Source organism: Variovorax sp. P4_B11 (genome assembly GCF_056402355.1).
Genome location: NZ_JBFUHO010000039.1, coordinates 1 through 17,530, shown reverse-complemented (window position 1 = coordinate 17,530; position 17,530 = coordinate 1). Strand labels below are relative to the sequence as shown.

General features: G+C 69.5%; 16 protein-coding genes and 1 pseudogene. 6 read left to right on the top strand and 11 right to left on the bottom strand.

Annotated features, from left to right (window positions below; translation table 11 throughout):
- Positions 1 to 8: 8 nt before the first annotated feature.
- Positions 9 to 992 (bottom strand): Bug family tripartite tricarboxylate transporter substrate binding protein, encoded by a 984-nt coding sequence (locus tag AC1DYD_RS27570; protein WP_478175938.1) that lies wholly within the window; start codon positions 990 to 992, stop codon positions 9 to 11.
- Positions 993 to 1,138: 146 nt separating this feature from the next.
- Here AC1DYD_RS27570 and AC1DYD_RS27565 point away from each other — a divergent pair, with 146 nt between their 5' ends.
- The 3 genes from AC1DYD_RS27565 to AC1DYD_RS27555 all read left to right on the top strand — a co-directional run bounded on the left by AC1DYD_RS27565 (position 1,139) and on the right by AC1DYD_RS27555 (position 3,694).
- On the top strand, positions 1,139 to 2,050 hold the full coding sequence (locus AC1DYD_RS27565; protein ID WP_478175993.1) for a LysR family transcriptional regulator: 912 nt from the start codon (positions 1,139 to 1,141) through the stop codon (positions 2,048 to 2,050).
- 104 nt (positions 2,051 to 2,154) lie between these two features.
- Positions 2,155 to 2,436 (top strand): RidA family protein, encoded by a 282-nt coding sequence (locus AC1DYD_RS27560; protein ID WP_478175937.1) that lies wholly within the window; start codon positions 2,155 to 2,157, stop codon positions 2,434 to 2,436.
- Positions 2,437 to 2,458: 22 nt separating this feature from the next.
- Positions 2,459 to 3,694 (top strand): NAD(P)/FAD-dependent oxidoreductase, encoded by a 1,236-nt coding sequence (locus AC1DYD_RS27555; protein WP_478175936.1) that lies wholly within the window; start codon positions 2,459 to 2,461, stop codon positions 3,692 to 3,694.
- Between the two features lie 15 nt (positions 3,695 to 3,709).
- Here the strand turns inward: AC1DYD_RS27555 and AC1DYD_RS27550 are convergent, their stop codons facing one another.
- The 4 genes from AC1DYD_RS27550 to AC1DYD_RS27535 all read right to left on the bottom strand — a co-directional run bounded on the left by AC1DYD_RS27550 (position 3,710) and on the right by AC1DYD_RS27535 (position 6,881).
- Entirely contained in the window at positions 3,710 to 4,006 is a 297-nt protein-coding gene (locus AC1DYD_RS27550; RefSeq protein WP_478175935.1) for a hypothetical protein, read from the bottom strand.
- 27 nt (positions 4,007 to 4,033) lie between these two features.
- Positions 4,034 to 4,243, bottom strand: coding sequence for a hypothetical protein (locus tag AC1DYD_RS27545; RefSeq protein WP_478175934.1), 210 nt, complete (start codon positions 4,241 to 4,243; stop codon positions 4,034 to 4,036).
- A 359-nt stretch (positions 4,244 to 4,602) separates the two neighbouring features.
- On the bottom strand, positions 4,603 to 5,619 hold the full coding sequence (locus tag AC1DYD_RS27540; protein WP_478175933.1) for a Bug family tripartite tricarboxylate transporter substrate binding protein: 1,017 nt from the start codon (positions 5,617 to 5,619) through the stop codon (positions 4,603 to 4,605).
- 26 nt (positions 5,620 to 5,645) lie between these two features.
- A complete protein-coding gene (locus AC1DYD_RS27535; protein ID WP_478175932.1) occupies positions 5,646 to 6,881 on the bottom strand; it encodes a M20 aminoacylase family protein in 1,236 nt (411 codons plus the stop codon).
- Between the two features lie 147 nt (positions 6,882 to 7,028).
- Between AC1DYD_RS27535 and AC1DYD_RS27530 the strand changes: the two genes are divergently transcribed.
- Positions 7,029 to 7,985 (top strand): LysR family transcriptional regulator, encoded by a 957-nt coding sequence (locus AC1DYD_RS27530; RefSeq protein WP_478175931.1) that lies wholly within the window; start codon positions 7,029 to 7,031, stop codon positions 7,983 to 7,985.
- A gap of 33 nt (positions 7,986 to 8,018) precedes the next feature.
- On the opposite strand, the gene AC1DYD_RS27525 is transcribed toward AC1DYD_RS27530, so the two are convergent.
- The 3 genes from AC1DYD_RS27525 to AC1DYD_RS27515 all read right to left on the bottom strand — a co-directional run bounded on the left by AC1DYD_RS27525 (position 8,019) and on the right by AC1DYD_RS27515 (position 10,952).
- A complete protein-coding gene (locus AC1DYD_RS27525) occupies positions 8,019 to 9,794 on the bottom strand; it encodes a tannase/feruloyl esterase family alpha/beta hydrolase (RefSeq protein WP_478175930.1) in 1,776 nt (591 codons plus the stop codon).
- Positions 9,795 to 9,836: 42 nt separating this feature from the next.
- The gene (locus tag AC1DYD_RS27520; protein ID WP_478175929.1) at positions 9,837 to 10,013 is read right to left on the bottom strand and encodes a hypothetical protein; all 177 of its coding nucleotides are present in this window, start codon (positions 10,011 to 10,013) and stop codon (positions 9,837 to 9,839) included.
- A 213-nt stretch (positions 10,014 to 10,226) separates the two neighbouring features.
- On the bottom strand, positions 10,227 to 10,952 hold the full coding sequence (locus AC1DYD_RS27515) for a response regulator (protein ID WP_478175928.1): 726 nt from the start codon (positions 10,950 to 10,952) through the stop codon (positions 10,227 to 10,229).
- Positions 10,953 to 11,125: 173 nt separating this feature from the next.
- Here AC1DYD_RS27515 and AC1DYD_RS27510 point away from each other — a divergent pair, with 173 nt between their 5' ends.
- Together AC1DYD_RS27510 and AC1DYD_RS27505 are read left to right on the top strand one after the other, a co-directional pair.
- Positions 11,126 to 12,616 (top strand): tetratricopeptide repeat protein, encoded by a 1,491-nt coding sequence (locus tag AC1DYD_RS27510; protein WP_478175927.1) that lies wholly within the window; start codon positions 11,126 to 11,128, stop codon positions 12,614 to 12,616.
- Between the two features lie 2 nt (positions 12,617 to 12,618).
- Positions 12,619 to 13,581, top strand: coding sequence for a hypothetical protein (locus tag AC1DYD_RS27505; protein ID WP_478175926.1), 963 nt, complete (start codon positions 12,619 to 12,621; stop codon positions 13,579 to 13,581).
- A gap of 99 nt (positions 13,582 to 13,680) precedes the next feature.
- On the opposite strand, the gene AC1DYD_RS27500 is transcribed toward AC1DYD_RS27505, so the two are convergent.
- The 3 genes and pseudogenes from AC1DYD_RS27500 to AC1DYD_RS27490 all read right to left on the bottom strand — a co-directional run.
- Positions 13,681 to 15,102, bottom strand: a complete 1,422-nt coding sequence (locus AC1DYD_RS27500) for an FAD-binding oxidoreductase (protein WP_478175925.1) — start codon at positions 15,100 to 15,102, stop codon at positions 13,681 to 13,683.
- Positions 15,103 to 15,261: 159 nt separating this feature from the next.
- Positions 15,262 to 17,301: a PAS domain-containing hybrid sensor histidine kinase/response regulator gene (locus AC1DYD_RS27495; protein WP_478175924.1), complete on the bottom strand. Its 2,040-nt coding sequence runs from the start codon at positions 17,299 to 17,301 to the stop codon at positions 15,262 to 15,264.
- Positions 17,302 to 17,334: 33 nt separating this feature from the next.
- Positions 17,335 to 17,530 (bottom strand): annotated as a pseudogene (locus AC1DYD_RS27490) (IS6 family transposase); the annotation flags it as partial.

Genomic DNA, 17,530 nt, shown 5'->3' with positions numbered 1-17,530 from the left:
CACCCGGCTCACTCCGGCTGGATGTTGGCGCGGACCGCGATGGCGCGCATCAGCGGCAGCTCGGCCTCGAGCTGTGCCGCGGCCTGGGCCGAACCGATGAAGCCGGGCTCGACGCCCTGGTCGGCGAAGCCCTTGCGCACCGCCGGATCGGCGAGCGTGTCGGCGAGCGCCTTCTCGAGCCTGGCATGCACCGCCGGCGGCAGGCCGCGCGGGGCGACCACCATGCCCCAGCTGTCGAGCACCGCCGCCGGATAGCCCGACTCGGCGAAGGTCGGCACGTTGGGCAGCAGCGGGGAGCGCTTGGCCGTCGTGATCGCGATCGCCTTCACCTTGCCGGCCTTGATCTGCGGCAGGGCGGCGGTCACCGTGTCGAAGGAGAAGGGCACTTGCCCGCCGATCAGGTCGGTCATGGCCGGGCCGCTGCCCTTGTAGGGCACGTGCATCAGCTGGATGCCCATGGCCTGCAGCGCCATTTCGGCCGCGAAGTGCGAGCTGGTGCCGGCGCCGAAGGAGGCATAGGCGTACTTGCCGGGTGCGGCCTTGGCCGCCGCCGTCAGGTCCTTGAGGTTGTTCACGGGGACGCCGGGGTTGGCCAGCATCACCAGCCCGACCCGGCTGACGATGCCGATCGGCTCGAAGCTCTTGATCGGGTCGTAGGGCAGCGACTTGCGGATCGCGGGGTTCAGCGTGTAGGTGGAGGCCGAGCTCATCAGCAGCGTGTAGCCGTCGGGCTTGGCATTGGCGACGTAGGCGGCGCCGATCGCGGTGCCGGCGCCGGGCCGGTTGTCCACGATCACGTTCTGGCCCAGCTTCTCGGCCAGCTTCTGTGCCAGCAGCCGGCCCTGGGCGTCGCCGCCGCCGCCCGGCGGAAATGGCACCACGATCGTGATCGGCCGCGAGGGGTAGGCATCCTCGGCCAGGGCGCCGGGGGCGTGGAGACCGAAGGTGCAGAGGGCGGCGATGCCGACGGTGCGCAGGAAATGAGCGTGCATGGCGGGCGGTGGCGTGGGTTGGCGGGGCGAAGCGAAGCGGCGAGACCTCATCGTAGGAAGGCGAATGCGCTGCAGCAATATCAATGTTTGGAACATTCCATTGCGATAATGGCAATCTTCATGAGGGTAATCCCGTGCCACAGAACATCAGCCAACGGGTCTTGCAGGAAGCCGCGTTGCGCCATTTCCTCGAAGTGGTGCGCACCGGCTCCGTCACGGCCGCGGCCGAGCGCCTGAACGTCGCACCTTCGGCCGTCAGCCGCCACATCGCCCGCCTGGAGAGCGAACTGGACACGCTGCTGTTCGAGCGCCGGGCCCGCGGCATGGTGCCCAATGCCGCCGGCGAGCTGCTGGCCGCGCATGCCAAGCGGGCCTGGCAGGACATCGAGCGCGTGACGGACGACATCCAGGCGCTGCGCGGGCTGCAGACCGGCCGGGTGCGGGTGGCCAGCACCGAGGGCTTCGCGTCCGAATTCCTGCCGAACCTGATCGCCGACTTCCAGCGCGACTACGCGGGCATCCGCTTCGTGCTGGATGTGTGCATGCAGGCCGAGATCCCGCAGCGGGTCCGCGACGGCGACGTCGACATCGGCGTGACGCTCAGCACCAGTTCGGAGCGCAACATCAACGTCGAGCTGCGCCACCCGTCCCCCATCCTGGCCATCATGGCGAAAGACCATCCGCTCGCTTCGCGGCGGCAGCTGGCGCTGTCGCAGCTGATCGGCTATCCGATGGCACTGCCCGGTCCGTACTCGACGCTGCGCCAGCTGTTCGACATCAGTTGCAGCCGCCAGGGCCTGCAGTGCGAGCCCGCCTTCCTGAGCAACCGGCTCGACGCCACGATCTCGTTCGCCGCGGCCGGCGGCGGCATCGCGCTCAGCGGCGAGGCCGCGCTGCGCACGCGGCTGAAGGCCGGCTTCGTGGTCGGCGTCCCGCTGCGCGATCGCGAGATGAACGAGCGCCATTTCGAGGTCCAGACCATGGCCGGGCGGACCCTGCCGGGGTCGTGCCGCGCCTTTCTCGGTCACCTGCGGGAAGTGCTGCGCAAGGAGGGGTAGGAAGGTTCATTGCGTTGCAAATATCGCAACGGATCATTCAATAGATTGCCATGCCGGCATCCGCGCGGGCACCCATAATCGACCGGTCCATCGCGCCACGACCCATGACCCCAACCCCCGCACTTCCGTTCTCCAAGCTTCGCCTCGCCAAGGGCCTGGCCTTCCTCCAGCGCATCGGCGCCACGCTGGCCACGGCGGGCCTGGGGCTGGACGATGTCGTTCAGGTGGCGGTCCACCTGGTCGACGGGGCCGATTTCGCCGCCTTCAATGCCGAGTACCGCCGGCATTTCCAGGACCCGCTCCCGGTGCGCACCACCGTCGTCGCCAGCCTGCTGGCCCCCGGTGCGCGGCTCGAGATCACGGTCACCGCCGCGCAGCGCGACTGATCCGGGGCACGGCGCGACACCGATGTCCTGCGATGTCCTGATCCTCGGGGCCGGCATGGTCGGCACCTGCACCGCCTTGCAGCTGGCGCGGCGCGGGCACGCCGTCGCGCTGGTCGACCGCCAGGCGCCCGGGCGCGAAACCTCCTATGGCAATGCCGGCATCATCCAGCGCGAGGCGGTGGAGCCCTATGCCTTTCCGCGCGACTGGTCGGCGGTCTTCGATGTCGCATTCAAGCGCGGCATCGACGTCAACTACCACTTCGGCGCCTTGCCGGCGGTGCTGCCGCGCCTGGCACGCTACTGGCACGCCTCGGCACCCGCGCGCTACGCGCGCATCGCGCTCGACTACAGCCGGCTGATCGAACACTGCCTGAGCGAGCACGCGCTGCTGATGGCCGAGTCCGCCGCCGGCGACCTGGTGCGCAAGGAGGGCTACCGGGTCGGCTTCCGTACGGCGGCGGCCATGGACCTGGCTGCGGCCCGCGCGGCCGACCTGACGCAGCGCTACGGCATCCGGCACACGCTGCTCGACGGCGACGCGCTGGCGCTGGCAGAGCCGGGTCTGCGCCAGCGCATGGCGGGCGCGCTGCATTGGCTGGACCCCTGGTCGGTGAGCGACCCCGGCGCGCTGGTGGCGCGCTATGCGCAACGCTTCGCCGAGCTCGGCGGACAGCTGCTGACGGGCGATGCCGCCAGCCTGCGGCCCGACGCCGGCGGATGGCGGGTGCAGACGGCCGCCGGGCCGCTGGTCGCGCGCCACGCGGTCGTGGCGCTGGGCCCCTGGGCGGACGAGGTCATCACGCCGCTCGGCTACCGGTTGCCGCTGTTCGTCAAGCGCGGCTACCACCGGCACTACCTCGGCGGCCCCGGCCTGCGGCTGCCCATGCTCGATGCCGAACGCGGCCTGGTGCTCGCGCCCATGGCCCAGGGCATGCGAATCACCACCGGGGCGGAATTCGCCCGTATCGGTGCGCCGGCCACGCCGGTGCAACTCGGCAAGGCGGAGGCCGCCGCGCGCGAGCTGCTCGATCTTCCGCAACCGGTCGAGGCCCAGCCCTGGGTCGGCAACCGCCCCTGCACGGTGGACATGAAGCCGGTGATCGGTCCGGCGCCGGACCATCCGGGCCTCTGGTTCAACTTCGGCCACGCGCACCAGGGCTTCACGCTGGGGCCGGCGAGCGGCCGCCTGCTCGCCGAGCTGATCGAGGGCGCGGCGCCCTTCATCGACCCCGCGCCCTATTCGGCGACCCGGTTCTAGCGGGGGAAGGCACAGCTACTCGAAGGGCTGGGATCTTTCCTCGTCCGACGGCGGTCCCGGCTCTTCGATGCCGACGGCCCTGTCATTGCGCAGGGTCGTCTCGACGGAGACGCCGGACTGCTCGGTCGACCGCTCGATGTCGACGCGACCGCTATCCGGGTCGTGCAGGGGGCGGAGGTCTTCGGATTCGCCTGCCGCTTCGTCGGGCTGCGCGGTGGCGCCGGACGCGCGCTTGCGCCTGGACGGCGTGTCGGAGGGGGCACGGACCGCGGCCGACTTGCCTGCCTTCGGGGTTCTGGGATTCCTGCTCATGGATTTCACCCTCCGGTTGCCTCGGACTCAGTGCGGCCCGCTCGGACGCACGTCCGGCCAGGACACTTCCAGGCCCATCATTGCGCGGGCGTACAGGTAATTGACGCGCGCCCGCTCGCCGAGCGTGTCCATGTCGACACGACCCGTGGCGTCGCAAGGAAAGGAGAAGGAACGCCGGTCGCCGAAGAGCGCGTTGAAGCGCAGTTCGTAGGCGCTCGATGCAGCTGGGGTGTTCATCATGATCTCCTGCGCCAGCGGTGGTGGCACGGCTTCAATCTAGGCGCGCCGGTTGGCAGGACCGCGAACGGCGCGCATCAGCGTGAAACAGTGTGTCAATCGTCCGTGTCGCAGCGCTTCGGGGTGCCGTCGGTGGTGTGCGGTTGCCGGGCCGCCGGTATCGCCCCTGGAGGGGAGGCGCCGCAGACGCTTCGGGGGGCGTTTCATTTCAGTGCTCCACGACATGATCGCGCGACCCGCGACGCATGAAACCGGCGCAGCCAAATGCCAGGGATACCGCGGAACCGGCTTTGCCGGGCCGCCGGTATCGCCCCCCTTGAGGGGGGAGGCGCCGCAGGCGCCTCGGGGGGTGTTTCATTTCAGTCGCGCATGTGGGCGAACGCCACCAGCTTGCCGTATTGCGCCATGTCGGTGCGGATGAGCGCGGCCATGTCCTCCTTGCCGCTGGCGGGCACCATGCCGGCGTCGGTCAGGCGACGCCTGACCTTCGGGTCCTGCATGACGGCCTGCAGCGCCTGGCTCAGCCGCTGGTTCAGCTCGGGCGGCAGATTGCGCGGCGCGGCCAGCGCGAACCAGCCGACCAGTTCGTAGCCCTTGAGCAAGGGATGCTCGCCCAGCGCCGGCACGTTGGGCAGCTCGGGGTTGCGCTTGGCGCTCGAGATGCCGAGCGCGAAAAGACGGCCGTTCTGCACGAAGGGCATGGCCGCGGTCGGCGACATCACGGCGAATTCGATGGTCCCGCCGGCGAGGTCGCTGGTCAGCGGCGCCGTACCGCGGTAGGGGATGTGGGTCAGGAAGAGAGCCGCCCGCTGCTTGATCAGTTCGCCCGCGAAGTGCAGCGTGGAGCCCACGCCGGAGCTGCCATAGCTGAACTTGCCCGGGTTGCGCTGGGTGGCGTCGACGAACTCCGCCAGCGTCTTCACGCCGGCCTTGGGGCCGGCCACCAGCAGCACCGGCGCCGTGGCGATCAGGCCGATGGGTGTCAGGTCCTTCTGCGGGCTGTACTTCTGGGCCGGGTTCACGAGGCCGGTCGCTGCCATCTCGTTGCTGGAGCCGACCAGCAGCGTGTAGCCGTCGGCCGGGCTGTTCGCTACGCGCTGAGCGGCGATGGCGCCGGCCGCGCCGCCCTGGTTGTCGATCACGAGGGTGGCGTTGAGCTGCGGGCCCAGGGCATCGGCGACGATGCGGGCCGCCATGTCCACCGAGCCGCCCGGCGGATAGCCGACGACGATCTTGATCGGCTTGCTCGGATAGTCGCTCTGGGCCGCTGCCCAGGGTGTCGCGAGCGCGGCGGCCGTGGCGGCCAGCAGCGCGAGCAGGTTCCGGTGGAACGGCAGGCGAGGAGCACGGAGCGGGGAGGGGGAGGGGGAGGACATCGCGTGAGACCCGGAAGTGGAGAAAGTCAGTCGGCGCACGATGGCGCCAGGAAGCGCTGCGCCAGCTTGACCCAGAAGGTCGAAGCAATGGGCAGGCAGGCATCGTTGAAGTCGTAGCCGGGGTTGTGGACCATGCAGCCGCCGCTGCCGTGGCTGTCGCCCTCGCCGTTGCCGATGATCAGGTAGCTGCCGGGGCACTGCTCCAGCATGAAGGAGAAGTCCTCGCTGCCGGTCAACGGCTGCAGGTCGGCGATCACGCCCTCGTCTCCCAGCCAGTCGAGTGCGACCTGGCGTGCGAAGTCGGTGCGGGCGGCGTCGTTGACGAGGGCAGGGTAGCGCCAGCGGTAGTCGATCTCGGCCTGGACACCGAGCGTGGCGGCCTGCGCCTGCACCACCTCGGTGATGCGCGAGCGCAGCATCGCGCGCACCTCGGGGCGATAGGCGCGCACCGACAGGCGCATCTCGACCCGGTCGGGAATCACGTTCGGCGCATCGCCGGCATGGATCGCGCCGACCGAGATCACCGCCATGTCGCGCGGGTCGACGTTGCGCGAGACGATGGTCTGCAGCGCCAGCACGATGTGCGCCGCCGCCACCACCGGATCCGACGCCAGGTGCGGGGCCGAACCGTGGCCGCCGCGGCCCTGCACGGCGATCAGCACGGTGTCGGACGACGCCATGAAGGAACCGCTCTTGAAGCCGAACTTGCCCACCGGAAAGCCCGGCATGTTGTGCAGGGCGTAGATCGCGTCGCAGGGGAATTTCGTGAACAGGCCGTCTTCGATCATCTTGCGGCCGCCGCCCAGTCCTTCTTCGGCCGGCTGGAAGATGAGGTGCAGCGTGCCGTCGAAGCTGCGCTCGCCGGCCAGGTGCCGCGCGGCGGCCAGCAGGATGGCCGTGTGGCCGTCGTGGCCGCAGGCGTGCATCTTGCCGGGCACGGTGCTGGCGTAGCGCAGGCCCGTGGCCTCGTGGATCGGCAACGCGTCCATGTCGGCGCGCAATCCCAGCACGCGCGGGCTGCTGCCCAGCTTCAGCGTGCCGACGACGCCGGTGCCGCCCAGGCCGCGGTCCACCGCATAGCCCCACTGGCCCAGCTGCTGTGCCACCAGATCGCTGGTGGCGAACTCCTCGAAGGCCAGTTCGGGATGCGCATGCAGATGGTGGCGCAACGCCACCATGTCCTGCTCGATCGCGCGGATGCCGGGCAGGACGATGTCGGCGTCGGCAGTACGGCGTGCAGTGGCTTCCAGGACCTGGGTCATGACCTTGTCTTTCTCGTTGGGTATGGCCGTGAAGTCTAGGAAGCAGGGGGGCCGCACGGCAGACAGGCCATGCCTGTCGCCGTGTTGCGCCGCCTGTCTTGCCACGACGGCGCAACCGTGCTCGAGCAGCCATCGATAATCGCGAACATGAAGCTGCACCAGATTCGTTACCTCGTCGCGGTGGCGGCACAGGGCAGCATTCGCGCGGCGGCGCGCACGCTCGGCGTGACCCAGGCGGCGGTGACGCAGGGCATGCGCGAGCTGGAGGCCGACTGCCGGCTGGCGCTGTTCGTCCGCCGCAGCGGCGGCATCGACCTGACCGATGCCGGACGCGACCTGCTGCAGCACGCCCAGCGCATCCTCGAGCAGTTGCACCAGGCCGAGCAAGCGCTGGCGCGGCACCGCGACGCCGGCGCGCCGCAGCACCTGTCGATCGGCGTCACGCCCTGGGTCGCGCAGACCTTGCTGGCGCCGGTGCTGCGGCAGTTCCGGGCCGAGATGCCGCACGTCCGGCTCGAGCTGTTCGACGGCTTCTCGGCGCTGGCCTATCCCAAGCTGCGCGAAGGCAGCCTCGACCTCATGATCGGCCGCATCGCGACGGCCGACGAAATGCAGGGCCTGCAGGCCACGCCGCTGTTCGCCTACGAATCCACGGTGATGGCCCGCGTCGGCCACCCGCGCGCGCAGGCCGGCTCGATCCACGAGCTGCTCGAGGACGATTGGCTGCTCAACTACGCGCCCGATGGAGAGCAGGCGCTGATGGAGCAGCTCTTCGGCCAGCACGGGGCGCCCGTGCCGCGGCATCGCATCCTGCTGGCGCAGTCGGCATCGCTGATGCTGACGCTGGTGCAGCAGAGCGACATGCTGACCTTTTGCCCCTGGCCGCTGGTCGAGACCGCCTACCTGCGCGGCCGGATGGTTGCCCTGCAGCTGCGCGAGCGCTTCGCGCCGCGCACGGTCGGGGTGATCCGGCGCAGCAACGAAACGCCTTCGCTGGCGGCCCAGCGCTTCCTGGCGCACTTCATGGCGCAGGTGCAGGCTAGCGCTGGATCGAACGATCCGGAGATGCGGCGGGTGTTCTATTCGGTGGAGTTGCAGGCCTGACATGGGGCCGGCGCGCCCGCCGGCCCGCGGCGTCTATCTGCAGCTGAAGCTGGCTGCGTCTTCCGGATTGCTGCCCGTGTACGTCGCCACCTTGGGGTAGGGGCACAACGGACGGGTGCGGCTGGCGGACCAGGTGGCAGGGACTTCGGTATTCACCACGTTGGCACCGGCGCCGCGTGCCGTGGCCTTGATCGTGTCCGGCGCCTGGCCCTGCTCCACCCAGGCGACCAGCGGCGTGAGCATGTCGAACTGGTCGGTGGCAGGGCCGCCGGAGCAATGGTTCATGCCCGGGACCGGGAAGTAGCGCGCGAAGCTCGAAGCGTCGCCGCCGTTGTTCGCGCGCAGTCCCTCGTACCAGTTCGCCGTGTCGTCCGAAGAAAACACCGGGTCGCTGGTCCCGTGGTAGACGAGCAGCTTGCTGCCCCGGTCGTGCAGCGTCGCCAGCCTGGTCGGATTCGGCGGCGTCATGAAGGTCATGGCGGACTCGGTGTAGATGCCGCTGGCCGCGTAGATGCTCGGCGCGTCGGCGTCCATGCTGAATGCCAAAGCGAAGTCGATGCCCGAGGGCCGGCTCGGACCCAGGGGCAGGGTGCTGAAGACGAAGCCCACGGCGCCGGTGTCGAGTGCCTGGGAGTTCGCGAACTTCCATTGGCGCCAGTTCGCGCCGTTGATGCCGGCATCGAACGGGAAGCTGCTGTAGATCGACGTCCCGGCGCCGTCCCGGGCGCCGGCGAAGACCTTGGCCAGCACCGTCTTCTGGGTGTCGGTCAGGCAAGTGCCGTCGCGCGTGCCCGAGCAGGAGGGCACGTCGGCAGCCAGGCTGAAGGCCGTCCGGCACCTGGGCAGGTCGGCCACGATGCCGTCTGCCAGGCCGTCGAGCGCATCGCATCGCCTCGCGACCGCCTTGGCGACGAGGTTCAGTTCGGCCTGGGTGAAGGCGGTCTGCAGGTCGGGTTTGCCGGCCGGCGTGGTGGCGGTCGTGACCGTGGCGTACTGCTGCACGCCGTAGAGCTGGGCCACTGCCGCTTGCGGCAGATTGAAGCCAGGGTCGCCGGCCAGGATCCCGTCGTACTGATCGGCGAAGCGCGAGGCCGCGACCATCGCATGCCGGCCGCCGTTGGAACAGCCGCCGAGGTACGAGCGATCGGGCCCGCGGCCATAGGCCTTGGCGATCAGGTTCTTGGCCATCGGCGTGAGCTGGGCGACGGCGTTGTAGCCATAGTCCAGTCTCGCTTGCGGGTCGAGGCCGAAACTGGGCGTGGGCGACGGATGGCCGGCATCGGAGCTGATCACGGCGAAGCCCATGTGCAGGGCGGTCGATTGCGGAGCACCGCCCCCGATGCCGCCAGTGGCTGTCACGACGCTTCCATCGAGGCCGCCATTGGCTTGATAGAAGAAGCGGCCGTTCCATTCGACGGGCAGGCGCACTTCGAATCCGATCGCGTAGGTCTGGCCGTCCACCGGGCCGGTGCGTTCGTTCATCTTCCCTTTGACGAGGCAGTGAGCGGGCACCTGGGTGCTTGCGGTGGCCACGGTGAGGCCTCCGGCTGCGACCGACGTGACGGCGCTGTAGACGGTGCCTCCGAACGCGGCCTTCGACGCGAGGTCCTCGCAAGACATCAGCTTGCCGGGCTGCGCCTGGGTGCTGCTCGTGGCGGGGACGGCGGCCGGCGGGCTGGCGGGCGTTGTCGCTGAAGGAGTCGGCAGGAAGAACCCGCTGCCGCCGCCACCGCCGCACCCGGAGAGAAGCGCGGACGCGCTCAACAGGAAAGCCGTCGGCGCAAGCGCCGGCCAATCGATTCGTACCATGGTTGTCTCCTCTGGAAGGAAGTCGGAAGTCGCTTTATAAAGTTATGCGACATAACCAATATAGTTTCCAGATTGAACTAAATAATCAGTGCAAACCCGCGTGAGGCGGCGCATCGCGCAGCGTGGATTCGATCGTCGCCGACGTCGCGTCCAGGGCGAGGTCGTTCGCACCGGTGTCATCGGCCCGATCGAATCGACCGGGCCGAAGGGCAGGAGCACGCAGTACAGGTAGATGGTGCGGTGAATGATGACCGCGCAGGAGTGCCGGCGCTGCGTTCGCAGCCGCCCAGTGCCTCGGTCAAGCGTCCGAGCGGTCCGATCGCCAGCGTCAACCCGATCAGCGAGAAGGGAACGAAGTTGAGCGGGATCTTCCGCGCCAGACGAACATCATGCGCGGCCAATGCGGACGGGTCGAATGATCATCGGTGCCCATCATGTCTGCGGCACGTACATGTAGCCGGCGTTGCGCACCGTACGGATGCAGCGCGGCTCGCCCGCGGGATCGGGCTCGATCTTGCGGCGCAGGCGGCCGATGCGAATGTCGATGGAACGGTCGAAGGGCTCCCACTCGCGATGGCGCGTGTGCATCAGCAACTGGTCGCGCGACAGCACGCGGTTCGGGTTGGCCAGGAACACCCGAAGCAACTCGTACTCCATGGCCGTCATTGCCACTTCCGCTCCATCGGCTTCGAACAGGCGGCGGGCGTCGATGTCCAGCTCGCAGCGGCCGAAGCGCTGGCGAGCGCTCTTGAGCGTGGCCGGCACCGCAGCCTCCGCCGGCGGTTTGGCCTGCAGCCGGCGCAGCACGCTCTTCACCCGCGCCAGCAACTCGCGCGGGTCGAAGGGTTTGGCGATGTAGTCGTCGGCCCCGATCTCCAGGCCGACCACGCGGTCGATCACGTCGCCCGATGCGGTGACCATGATGATCCCCACGTCGTAGCGCTCCCGCAGGTACTTGGCCAGGCTCAGGCCATCCTCGCCGGGCAGGCGGATGTCCAGCAGCACGGCATCGGGCAGTTCGCGCTCGATGCATTCGCGCATCTGCGTGCCGCTGCCGGCCTCGGCCACGCTGAAGGCGTGGTCTTCGAGGTACTCGCGCAACATCGCGCGCACCGAGGGATCGTCGTCCACGATGAGCAGTCGCGAGATCGTGTCCATGGCCGCGATTTTGCGCCGCCGACTCGGGTTTGCAACAGTGCTTCCGGCCAGGGTCGGGGCCCGCGCCGACAGCGCCTCGTCGGCCGCTACCCAACGGCTACACAAGCGCGTCGGCTTGTTGCACGCCGGATACCAGCGCCGCGCAAAGTGGTCGGCCTCACGAGGAGCCCGCCATGCAACGCGCATTGCAAACCGTCACCGAATTCGACGACGCGGCCGCCGCCGAGGCCTGCCGCGAGGCGCTCGACCTGCTGCACGCCGGCCAGGGCGACCCGCAGGCCGTCGTTGCGAGGGTGCTGAGCGCCCGGCCCGACTTCGTCGCTGCGCACTGCCTGCGTGCGGCCAGCCTGGTCATGGCCAGCCGCGACGACGCGCTGCCGGCACTGGACGAAACCTTGCGAACGGCGCGGCTGCATCTGGCCCGCGCCGGCGAGCGCGAACGTGCCCATCTCGCCGCCGCGCAGGCCTGGCTGGACAAGGACATGAAGCATTCGTTGCGCCTGTACGGCGAGATCGCCGAGCGCGACCCGAAGGACACCCTGGCGTTGCGCGTGGCGCAGTTCGGCGACCTGCAATGGGGCCGCACGGACCTGCTGCGCGAGCGAATCGCCACCGCGCTGCGGCACTGGCACCCCGACGAACCCGGCTACGGCCATGTGCTGGCGATGTATGCCTTCGGGCTGGCCGAGGCGGCCGACCCGGTCTCGGCCGATGCGGTCGGACGCGAGGCGCTGCGCTTCGAGCCGCGCCAGTGCGGCGCCGTGCACGCCGTGGCGCACGCGCTCGAAATGCAGGGACGCAGCGCCGACGGCGCGGCCTGGCTCGAAGGCACGCGCGGCGTCTGGTCCGGCAGCACTGCCTTCTCGACGCATCTGTGGTGGCACGAATCGCTGTTCCGGCTCGACCAGGGCAACCTGGGCGCTGTGCTGCGCATCCTCGATCAGCGCTTGATGCATGGCCGCAAACCAGGCACTTCCACGCTGGTCGATGCCTCGGCCCTGCTGTGGCGCCTCCATTTGCGGGGCCTGGACGCGGCCGACCGCTGGCAGCGGATCGCAGACGCTTGGGAGGGACACCGGTGCGCCGGCTTGCGGCCCTTCAACGACGTGCACGCCATGCTTGCATTCGTTGCCACGAATCGCTGGGGCAGTGCGCGCCGGTTGCTCGATGCGCTGCGCGACTTCGCCTTGCGGGCACCGGATCTGCGACCGGCTGTGTACGACGCCGCGCTGCCGGTGTGCGAGGCCTTCGTCGCCTTCGGTCAGGAACGCTATGCGGTCGCGGCGCAACAGCTGGATGCGCAGCAGCGCCTGGTGCGCGGCTGCGGCGGCAGCCGCGCGCAGTGCGACCTGCTGCACCTGACCTGGCTGGAAGCGGCCTTGCGCAGCCGCCAGCCGACCCTGGCACGGCAGCTGCTGTGCGAGCGCATCGCCAGCCGGCCGCAGAGTCCGTACAACGAGCGCCTGCGCGAACGCATTGCGCTGGCGCTACACGACGGCGACAAAGGCGCGATCCGCGGATGCACGGCGGATACCAGCGCTGCCCAGACTACCTCCCATGCCGTGATCCCGCTGCGCCAGACCGGCGCCGGACCGGCAAGGGGGCCCATGGCCCGACTTTCTGCAAGGCGCGGCCTTGTCACTGCAATCAGCAAAGGAGCATGAGCATGTCCATATCCATCCCCACCGACCGCTACGCGAAGGTCATCGAGGTGTCCAAGCGCGTGCGCTGGGAAATCGAGCGCGACGTGATTCGCGGCCGCCAGTTCGACTACGGCAAGACCTTCCTGCCCAGGGGCCTGTCGCTGGTCCACGAGATCGGGTTCCTGAGCCCGGCCGACGAGCGGCTGCTGAGCCAGGTGCAGGGCCGCACCTATGCCAACATCTTCGGGCTGGTCGAACGCTTCATCTCGTCGAAGGTCATGGACCTGAGCCGGGAACACGTCTTCGGCGACCAGGTGGCGCTGGAAGCCCTGGTGCGCATGACCGACGAGGAGATCAAGCACCAGGCGCTGTTCCGCCGGCTGGAAGAGATGATGGCCGCCGACATGCCTGTGGGCTATGTCATGACCGCCGAGCCGAATGCGGTGGCGCGGGCCGTGCTGGGCAAGCGCACCTGGGCGGTGCTGGCGCTGACGCTGGACATCGAGCTGTTCACGCTGGCGCACTACCGCGCCAGCATCGAACCCGACGACAACGCGTCGGCACTGTGGAAGGACGTCTTCCTGTTCCACTGGCGCGAGGAGTCGCAGCACGCGATCCTCGACGAGATCGAGTTCGTCGCCGAGAACGCCAGGATCGGCGCCGCCGAACGCGATGCCGGGGTCGACGACCTGATCGGGCTGGTCGGCGCGGTCGACGGCATCCTGCAGGCCCAGGCCGCGGCCGACGCGCGCTACTTCTGCGCCATCGCCGGCACGCCCTTCAGCGATGCGCAGCAAGGGCAGATCCACGACACGGTGCTGAAGGCCTACCGCTGGCAGTACATCGTCTCGGGCGTGACGGCGCCGCGCTTCCAGAAGGTGTTGTTCCCGATGCTCGACGATGCGCAACGCGCGCGCATCGACAACGCGCTGGCGCCGCTGGCCTACGCCATGCCGCGGCAGGCCGAGATGCAGATGACAGCCTGACAGGCGCGCAAAAAACGGGTGCCGGCGGGGATGGCCCGCCGGCACCCGTTTCGCTTGTGGACACGAGCGGGCGTTGGCGCTCGCCCGCTCCCCGATCGCTCAGGCTCCCGGCCGGATGTTCTGGTTCTGGCTGAACAGGTTGGCCGAGTCGTACTTGGCCTTCAGCGCGGCCAGCCGCGCATAGTTGGGGCCATAGGCGCCGGCCGCCACGCGCTGCATCTCGTCCTCGGGCATGAAGTTCACGTAGACGCCTCCGGTGGCATGCGGCGTCAGCGCATCGAACAATGCGCGCGCCCAGTCGATGCACTTGCGGTCGTCCGCGGCGTCGCGCCAGCGGGTGTGCACGTTGACGACGAACTCGGCATCGCGATGCGGGTAGGCCGTGTCGCCGACCGCCGTCCGGTTGATCTGCCCGCCCAGCTGGCCGATGAAGGCCTCGCACTCGTCGCTCGGCAGACCCGCGGTGGCCTCGCACAGAATGCGCTCGACATCGGCGTTGAGCGACTTGAAGTCGTGCGACTTCCAGTAGTTGCGTGCGCCCGGCTGCAGCAGGGGGTCGAAGGCAGTCTGCCAGCCGGCGAAGGGCATCGGACCGACATGCGCGCCGGCCGGCTTGCCGAAGCTGTGCAGCGGCCTGGCGAGCTCTTCTCCCCGAGCCAGCTCGCCGACCCAGCAGAAGGCGATGACCACCACCTCCTTGCCATGCACCTCCTGCGGCAGGAAGGGCAGCGGCGGCGCCTTGCGCAGCACCATCCAGGCGGTCATCTCGTCGCTCGCCGCGGCGGTGAAGTTTCGATAGCCTTCGAACACCTGCTTCGCCTGTTCGAGCGGATAGACGATCAGCCCGGCCAGCACCTCGGGACCGAGCGGATGCAGCCGGTACTCGAAGGAGGTCACGACGCCGAAATTGCCGCCGCCGCCGCGCACGGCCCAGAACAGATCGGGGTTCTTCGTGGCGCTCGCCTGCACCAACTCGCCGGAGGCAAGGACCACGTCGACGGCATTGAGGTTGTCGATGGTGAGCCCGCGCTTGCGGCTTTGCCAGCCGAAGCCGCCGCCGAGCGTGAGCCCGGCCATGCCGGTGGTCGAATTGATGCCGGTGGGGGTGGACAGGCCGAAGGCCTGCGTCTCACGGTCGAAGTCGGACAGCAGCGCCCCGGGCTCGACGCGCGCCAGCTTGGCCGCCGGGTCGACGCGCACCGACTTCATCGCCGACAGGTCGATCATCAGGCCGCCATCGCAGGCGGCCTTGCCGGCGATGTTGTGGCCGCCGCCCTTGACCGCCAGCAGCAGCTGGTGCGCTCGCGCGAAGTTCACGGCCTGGATCACGTCGGCTGCGCCGGCAGCGCGAACGATCGCCGCCGGCCGGCGGTCGACCATGCTGTTCCACAGCGTGCGCGACACGTCGTAGCCGTCGTCGGCCGGCATGAGAAGGCTGCCGCGCAGCGCCGCGCGCAGCGCCGCGATGGGCTCGTCGGCGATGCCGACATTGCCGCCTTGGGTGGTGTGAAAGTCAACCATGGAACCGTTCTCCTCGAAGGTGCGGCCGGATGGGGGATGGAAGCGCCGCGCAGCGTCCGGTCGCGCTGGCGGCGAGAAACGAAGTCTGGGAGGCCTTGGTATTGCCCGCGTGTCGCGGCCCCTCGCCTTTGTATCGCGCCGGTATCCGCCGGCGCCGGCTCAGCGGCCGGGGCCGCCCGCTCTCTGCAGGCACGACTTCATCAGCGCGTGCAGCGACTCGTTGTCGATCGGCTTGCGCAGCACGCCGCAAACGCCGTGGCGCTTCGCTTCGGCCTCGTCGACGCCGTCGGCGTTGCCGGTGTACAGCAGGACCGGCAGGCCCGGGCGCAGCGAGACCGCGCGCCGCGCCAGCTGCAGGCCGTCGAGTTGCGGCATGGTCTGGTCGGTGATCAGCAGGTCGAGCGCCTGGCCCTTGTCCTCCAGCCATGCCAGTGCCTGCAGCGGGCTGCGCTGCAGCACCACCTCGATGCCCCAGCTGGACAGCAACTCGACCATGAAGTCGCCCACCATGGCCTCGTCGTCGACGACCATCACGCGCGCGCAGAGCGCTTCGCCGGCCGCTGTCGCGACGGCCGGCACATCGGGCGCGTCGGCCGCGGCGCCGCTGGCCGGTGGCAGCAGCACCCGGAACACCGAGCCGGTGTCCGGCGAAGTCTCCACCAGCACGTGGCCGCCGTGGTCATGCACGATGCCGTGCACCATCGCCAGGCCCATGCCCGAGCCGCGGCCGACCTCCTTGCTGGAGGTGAAAGGTTCGAAGATGCGATCGATCAGGTCCGGCGCGATGCCGCCGCCGCTGTCGGCCACGCTCAGCTCGACCCATCGGCCGGCCTCGACCTGGGCGCGGCACGACGCGCAGGTCCCACCGCCGCCATTGCGGCCCAGGCGCACGCGGATCCAGCCCGAGCCGGTGATCGCATCGCGGGCATTGATGCACAGGTTGAAAAGGACCTGTTCGAGATGCACGGCGTCGACGGTCACGTTCATGTCGTCGCCGCCGGCCGAGGGAGGTGCGACGAAATCCAGCGATACCGAAGACGGCAGCGTGGCGCGCAGCAGTTGCAGGGTCTGGCCGACCAGCGGGCCCAGTGCCAGGGTTCGGCGCTGGCCCCGCTGGCGCCGCGCGAAGGCCAGCATCTGCGCGATCAGCTCGCGCGCCCTTTGTGCGGCGATGTGCGCCTGGTTCAGCTGGCGCTGGAGTCTGGCGTCGCCCAGGCGTTCGGCATGCTCCTGGCCGAGGACCAGGTAGCCGATGACGCTGGTCAGGATGTTGTTGAAGTCGTGCGCGATGCCGCCGGTGAGCTGGCCGATGGCCTCCATCTTCTGTGCCTGCCGCAGTTGCGCCTCGAGCCGTGCGCGCTCGCCCTCGGCGGCCTTTCGCTCGGTGATGTCGCGCGCCGCATACAGCACGTGCGGCTCGCCGCGGTAGGTCACCGGCATGCCGCTGACCTCGAGGTAGAAGGGGCTGCCGTCCTTGCGCACGCCCGGCGCCTCGAAGCGCACCGGCCGGCCGGCCAGGATCTCGGCGTGCTGGGCCCGATGGCGCTGCTGGAGCGCCGGATCGGGCTGCGTCAGCACCCGGGTCGCGCTCAGCACCTCGTCGCGCGTGAAGCCGCTCATGCGCAGGTAGGCCGGGTTCACGTCGACCGCGCGGTAGCCGGCGTCGCGCACCACCAGGCCGTCGGCGGAGGCGTTGAAGATCGCCCGGTACTGCTCCTCGCTGTTGCGCAGGGCGCGCTCGGCGCGCTTGCTCTGCGTCATGTCGCGGCCGATGTACAGCACGTGCGCTTCGCCGTGGTGCAGGATCGGGACGCCGCGCAATTCGAGGTCGTAGCGCTCGCCGTCGCGCCGCACCAGTTCGGTTTCGAGCCGAACCGGGTCGCCGGCCAGCGCCTGCTCGTGCAGGCCGCGGATGGTGGCCATGATCTCGGGCGGGTTGGCCAGCACCCGGTCCACGCCCAGCACCTCGGCCAGGCGATAGCCGCTCATGCGCTCGTAGGTCGCGTTGGCATCGACGATGCTGAAGTTGGCCGCGCGCAGCACCAGCGCGTCGGCCGAGGCGTTGAAGATGCCGCGGTACTGGGCCTCGCTGGCGCGCAGCGCCCGTTCGCTCGCGAGCCGCTCGCTGACGTCGCGGCCGACGCCCAGCACGTAGGGCTTGTCGGCCAGGCGCACCGGGGGCATTGTCACGTTAGGCATGACAGGTTGCAAAAACGACAGGGATGCCTGGGCTCAGAAGGCGGTGGACGGATTTTGGCCGAGGCCGGTGAAAAGGTGCCATGCCTCAAAGCGCGCAGCGAGCTGTTTGCGGTAAAGCGATGGGCGCAGCAAATGACGCTTGAGAGCGAAGTGCTGGCGGATGGGACCGAAGCTCGATAGAAAAGTCTGCGCGCGCTCGGGCCTGCGAAAACCTCGCATGCGTCGCTCG

Coding starts and splice junctions, on each gene's coding strand:
- AC1DYD_RS27570 (WP_478175938.1), bottom strand. CDS start 992: ATGCACGCTCATTTCCTGCGCACCGTCGGCATCGCCGCCCTCTGCACC.
- AC1DYD_RS27560 (WP_478175937.1), top strand. CDS start 2,155: ATGACCCCAACCCCCGCACTTCCGTTCTCCAAGCTTCGCCTCGCCAAG.
- AC1DYD_RS27555 (WP_478175936.1), top strand. CDS start 2,459: ATGTCCTGCGATGTCCTGATCCTCGGGGCCGGCATGGTCGGCACCTGC.
- AC1DYD_RS27550 (WP_478175935.1), bottom strand. CDS start 4,006: ATGAGCAGGAATCCCAGAACCCCGAAGGCAGGCAAGTCGGCCGCGGTC.
- AC1DYD_RS27545 (WP_478175934.1), bottom strand. CDS start 4,243: ATGAACACCCCAGCTGCATCGAGCGCCTACGAACTGCGCTTCAACGCG.
- AC1DYD_RS27540 (WP_478175933.1), bottom strand. CDS start 5,619: ATGTCCTCCCCCTCCCCCTCCCCGCTCCGTGCTCCTCGCCTGCCGTTC.
- AC1DYD_RS27535 (WP_478175932.1), bottom strand. CDS start 6,881: ATGACCCAGGTCCTGGAAGCCACTGCACGCCGTACTGCCGACGCCGAC.
- AC1DYD_RS27530 (WP_478175931.1), top strand. CDS start 7,029: ATGAAGCTGCACCAGATTCGTTACCTCGTCGCGGTGGCGGCACAGGGC.
- AC1DYD_RS27525 (WP_478175930.1), bottom strand. CDS start 9,794: ATGGTACGAATCGATTGGCCGGCGCTTGCGCCGACGGCTTTCCTGTTG.
- AC1DYD_RS27515 (WP_478175928.1), bottom strand. CDS start 10,952: ATGGACACGATCTCGCGACTGCTCATCGTGGACGACGATCCCTCGGTG.
- AC1DYD_RS27510 (WP_478175927.1), top strand. CDS start 11,126: ATGCAACGCGCATTGCAAACCGTCACCGAATTCGACGACGCGGCCGCC.
- AC1DYD_RS27505 (WP_478175926.1), top strand. CDS start 12,619: ATGTCCATATCCATCCCCACCGACCGCTACGCGAAGGTCATCGAGGTG.
- AC1DYD_RS27500 (WP_478175925.1), bottom strand. CDS start 15,102: ATGGTTGACTTTCACACCACCCAAGGCGGCAATGTCGGCATCGCCGAC.
- AC1DYD_RS27495 (WP_478175924.1), bottom strand. CDS start 17,301: ATGCCTAACGTGACAATGCCCCCGGTGCGCCTGGCCGACAAGCCCTAC.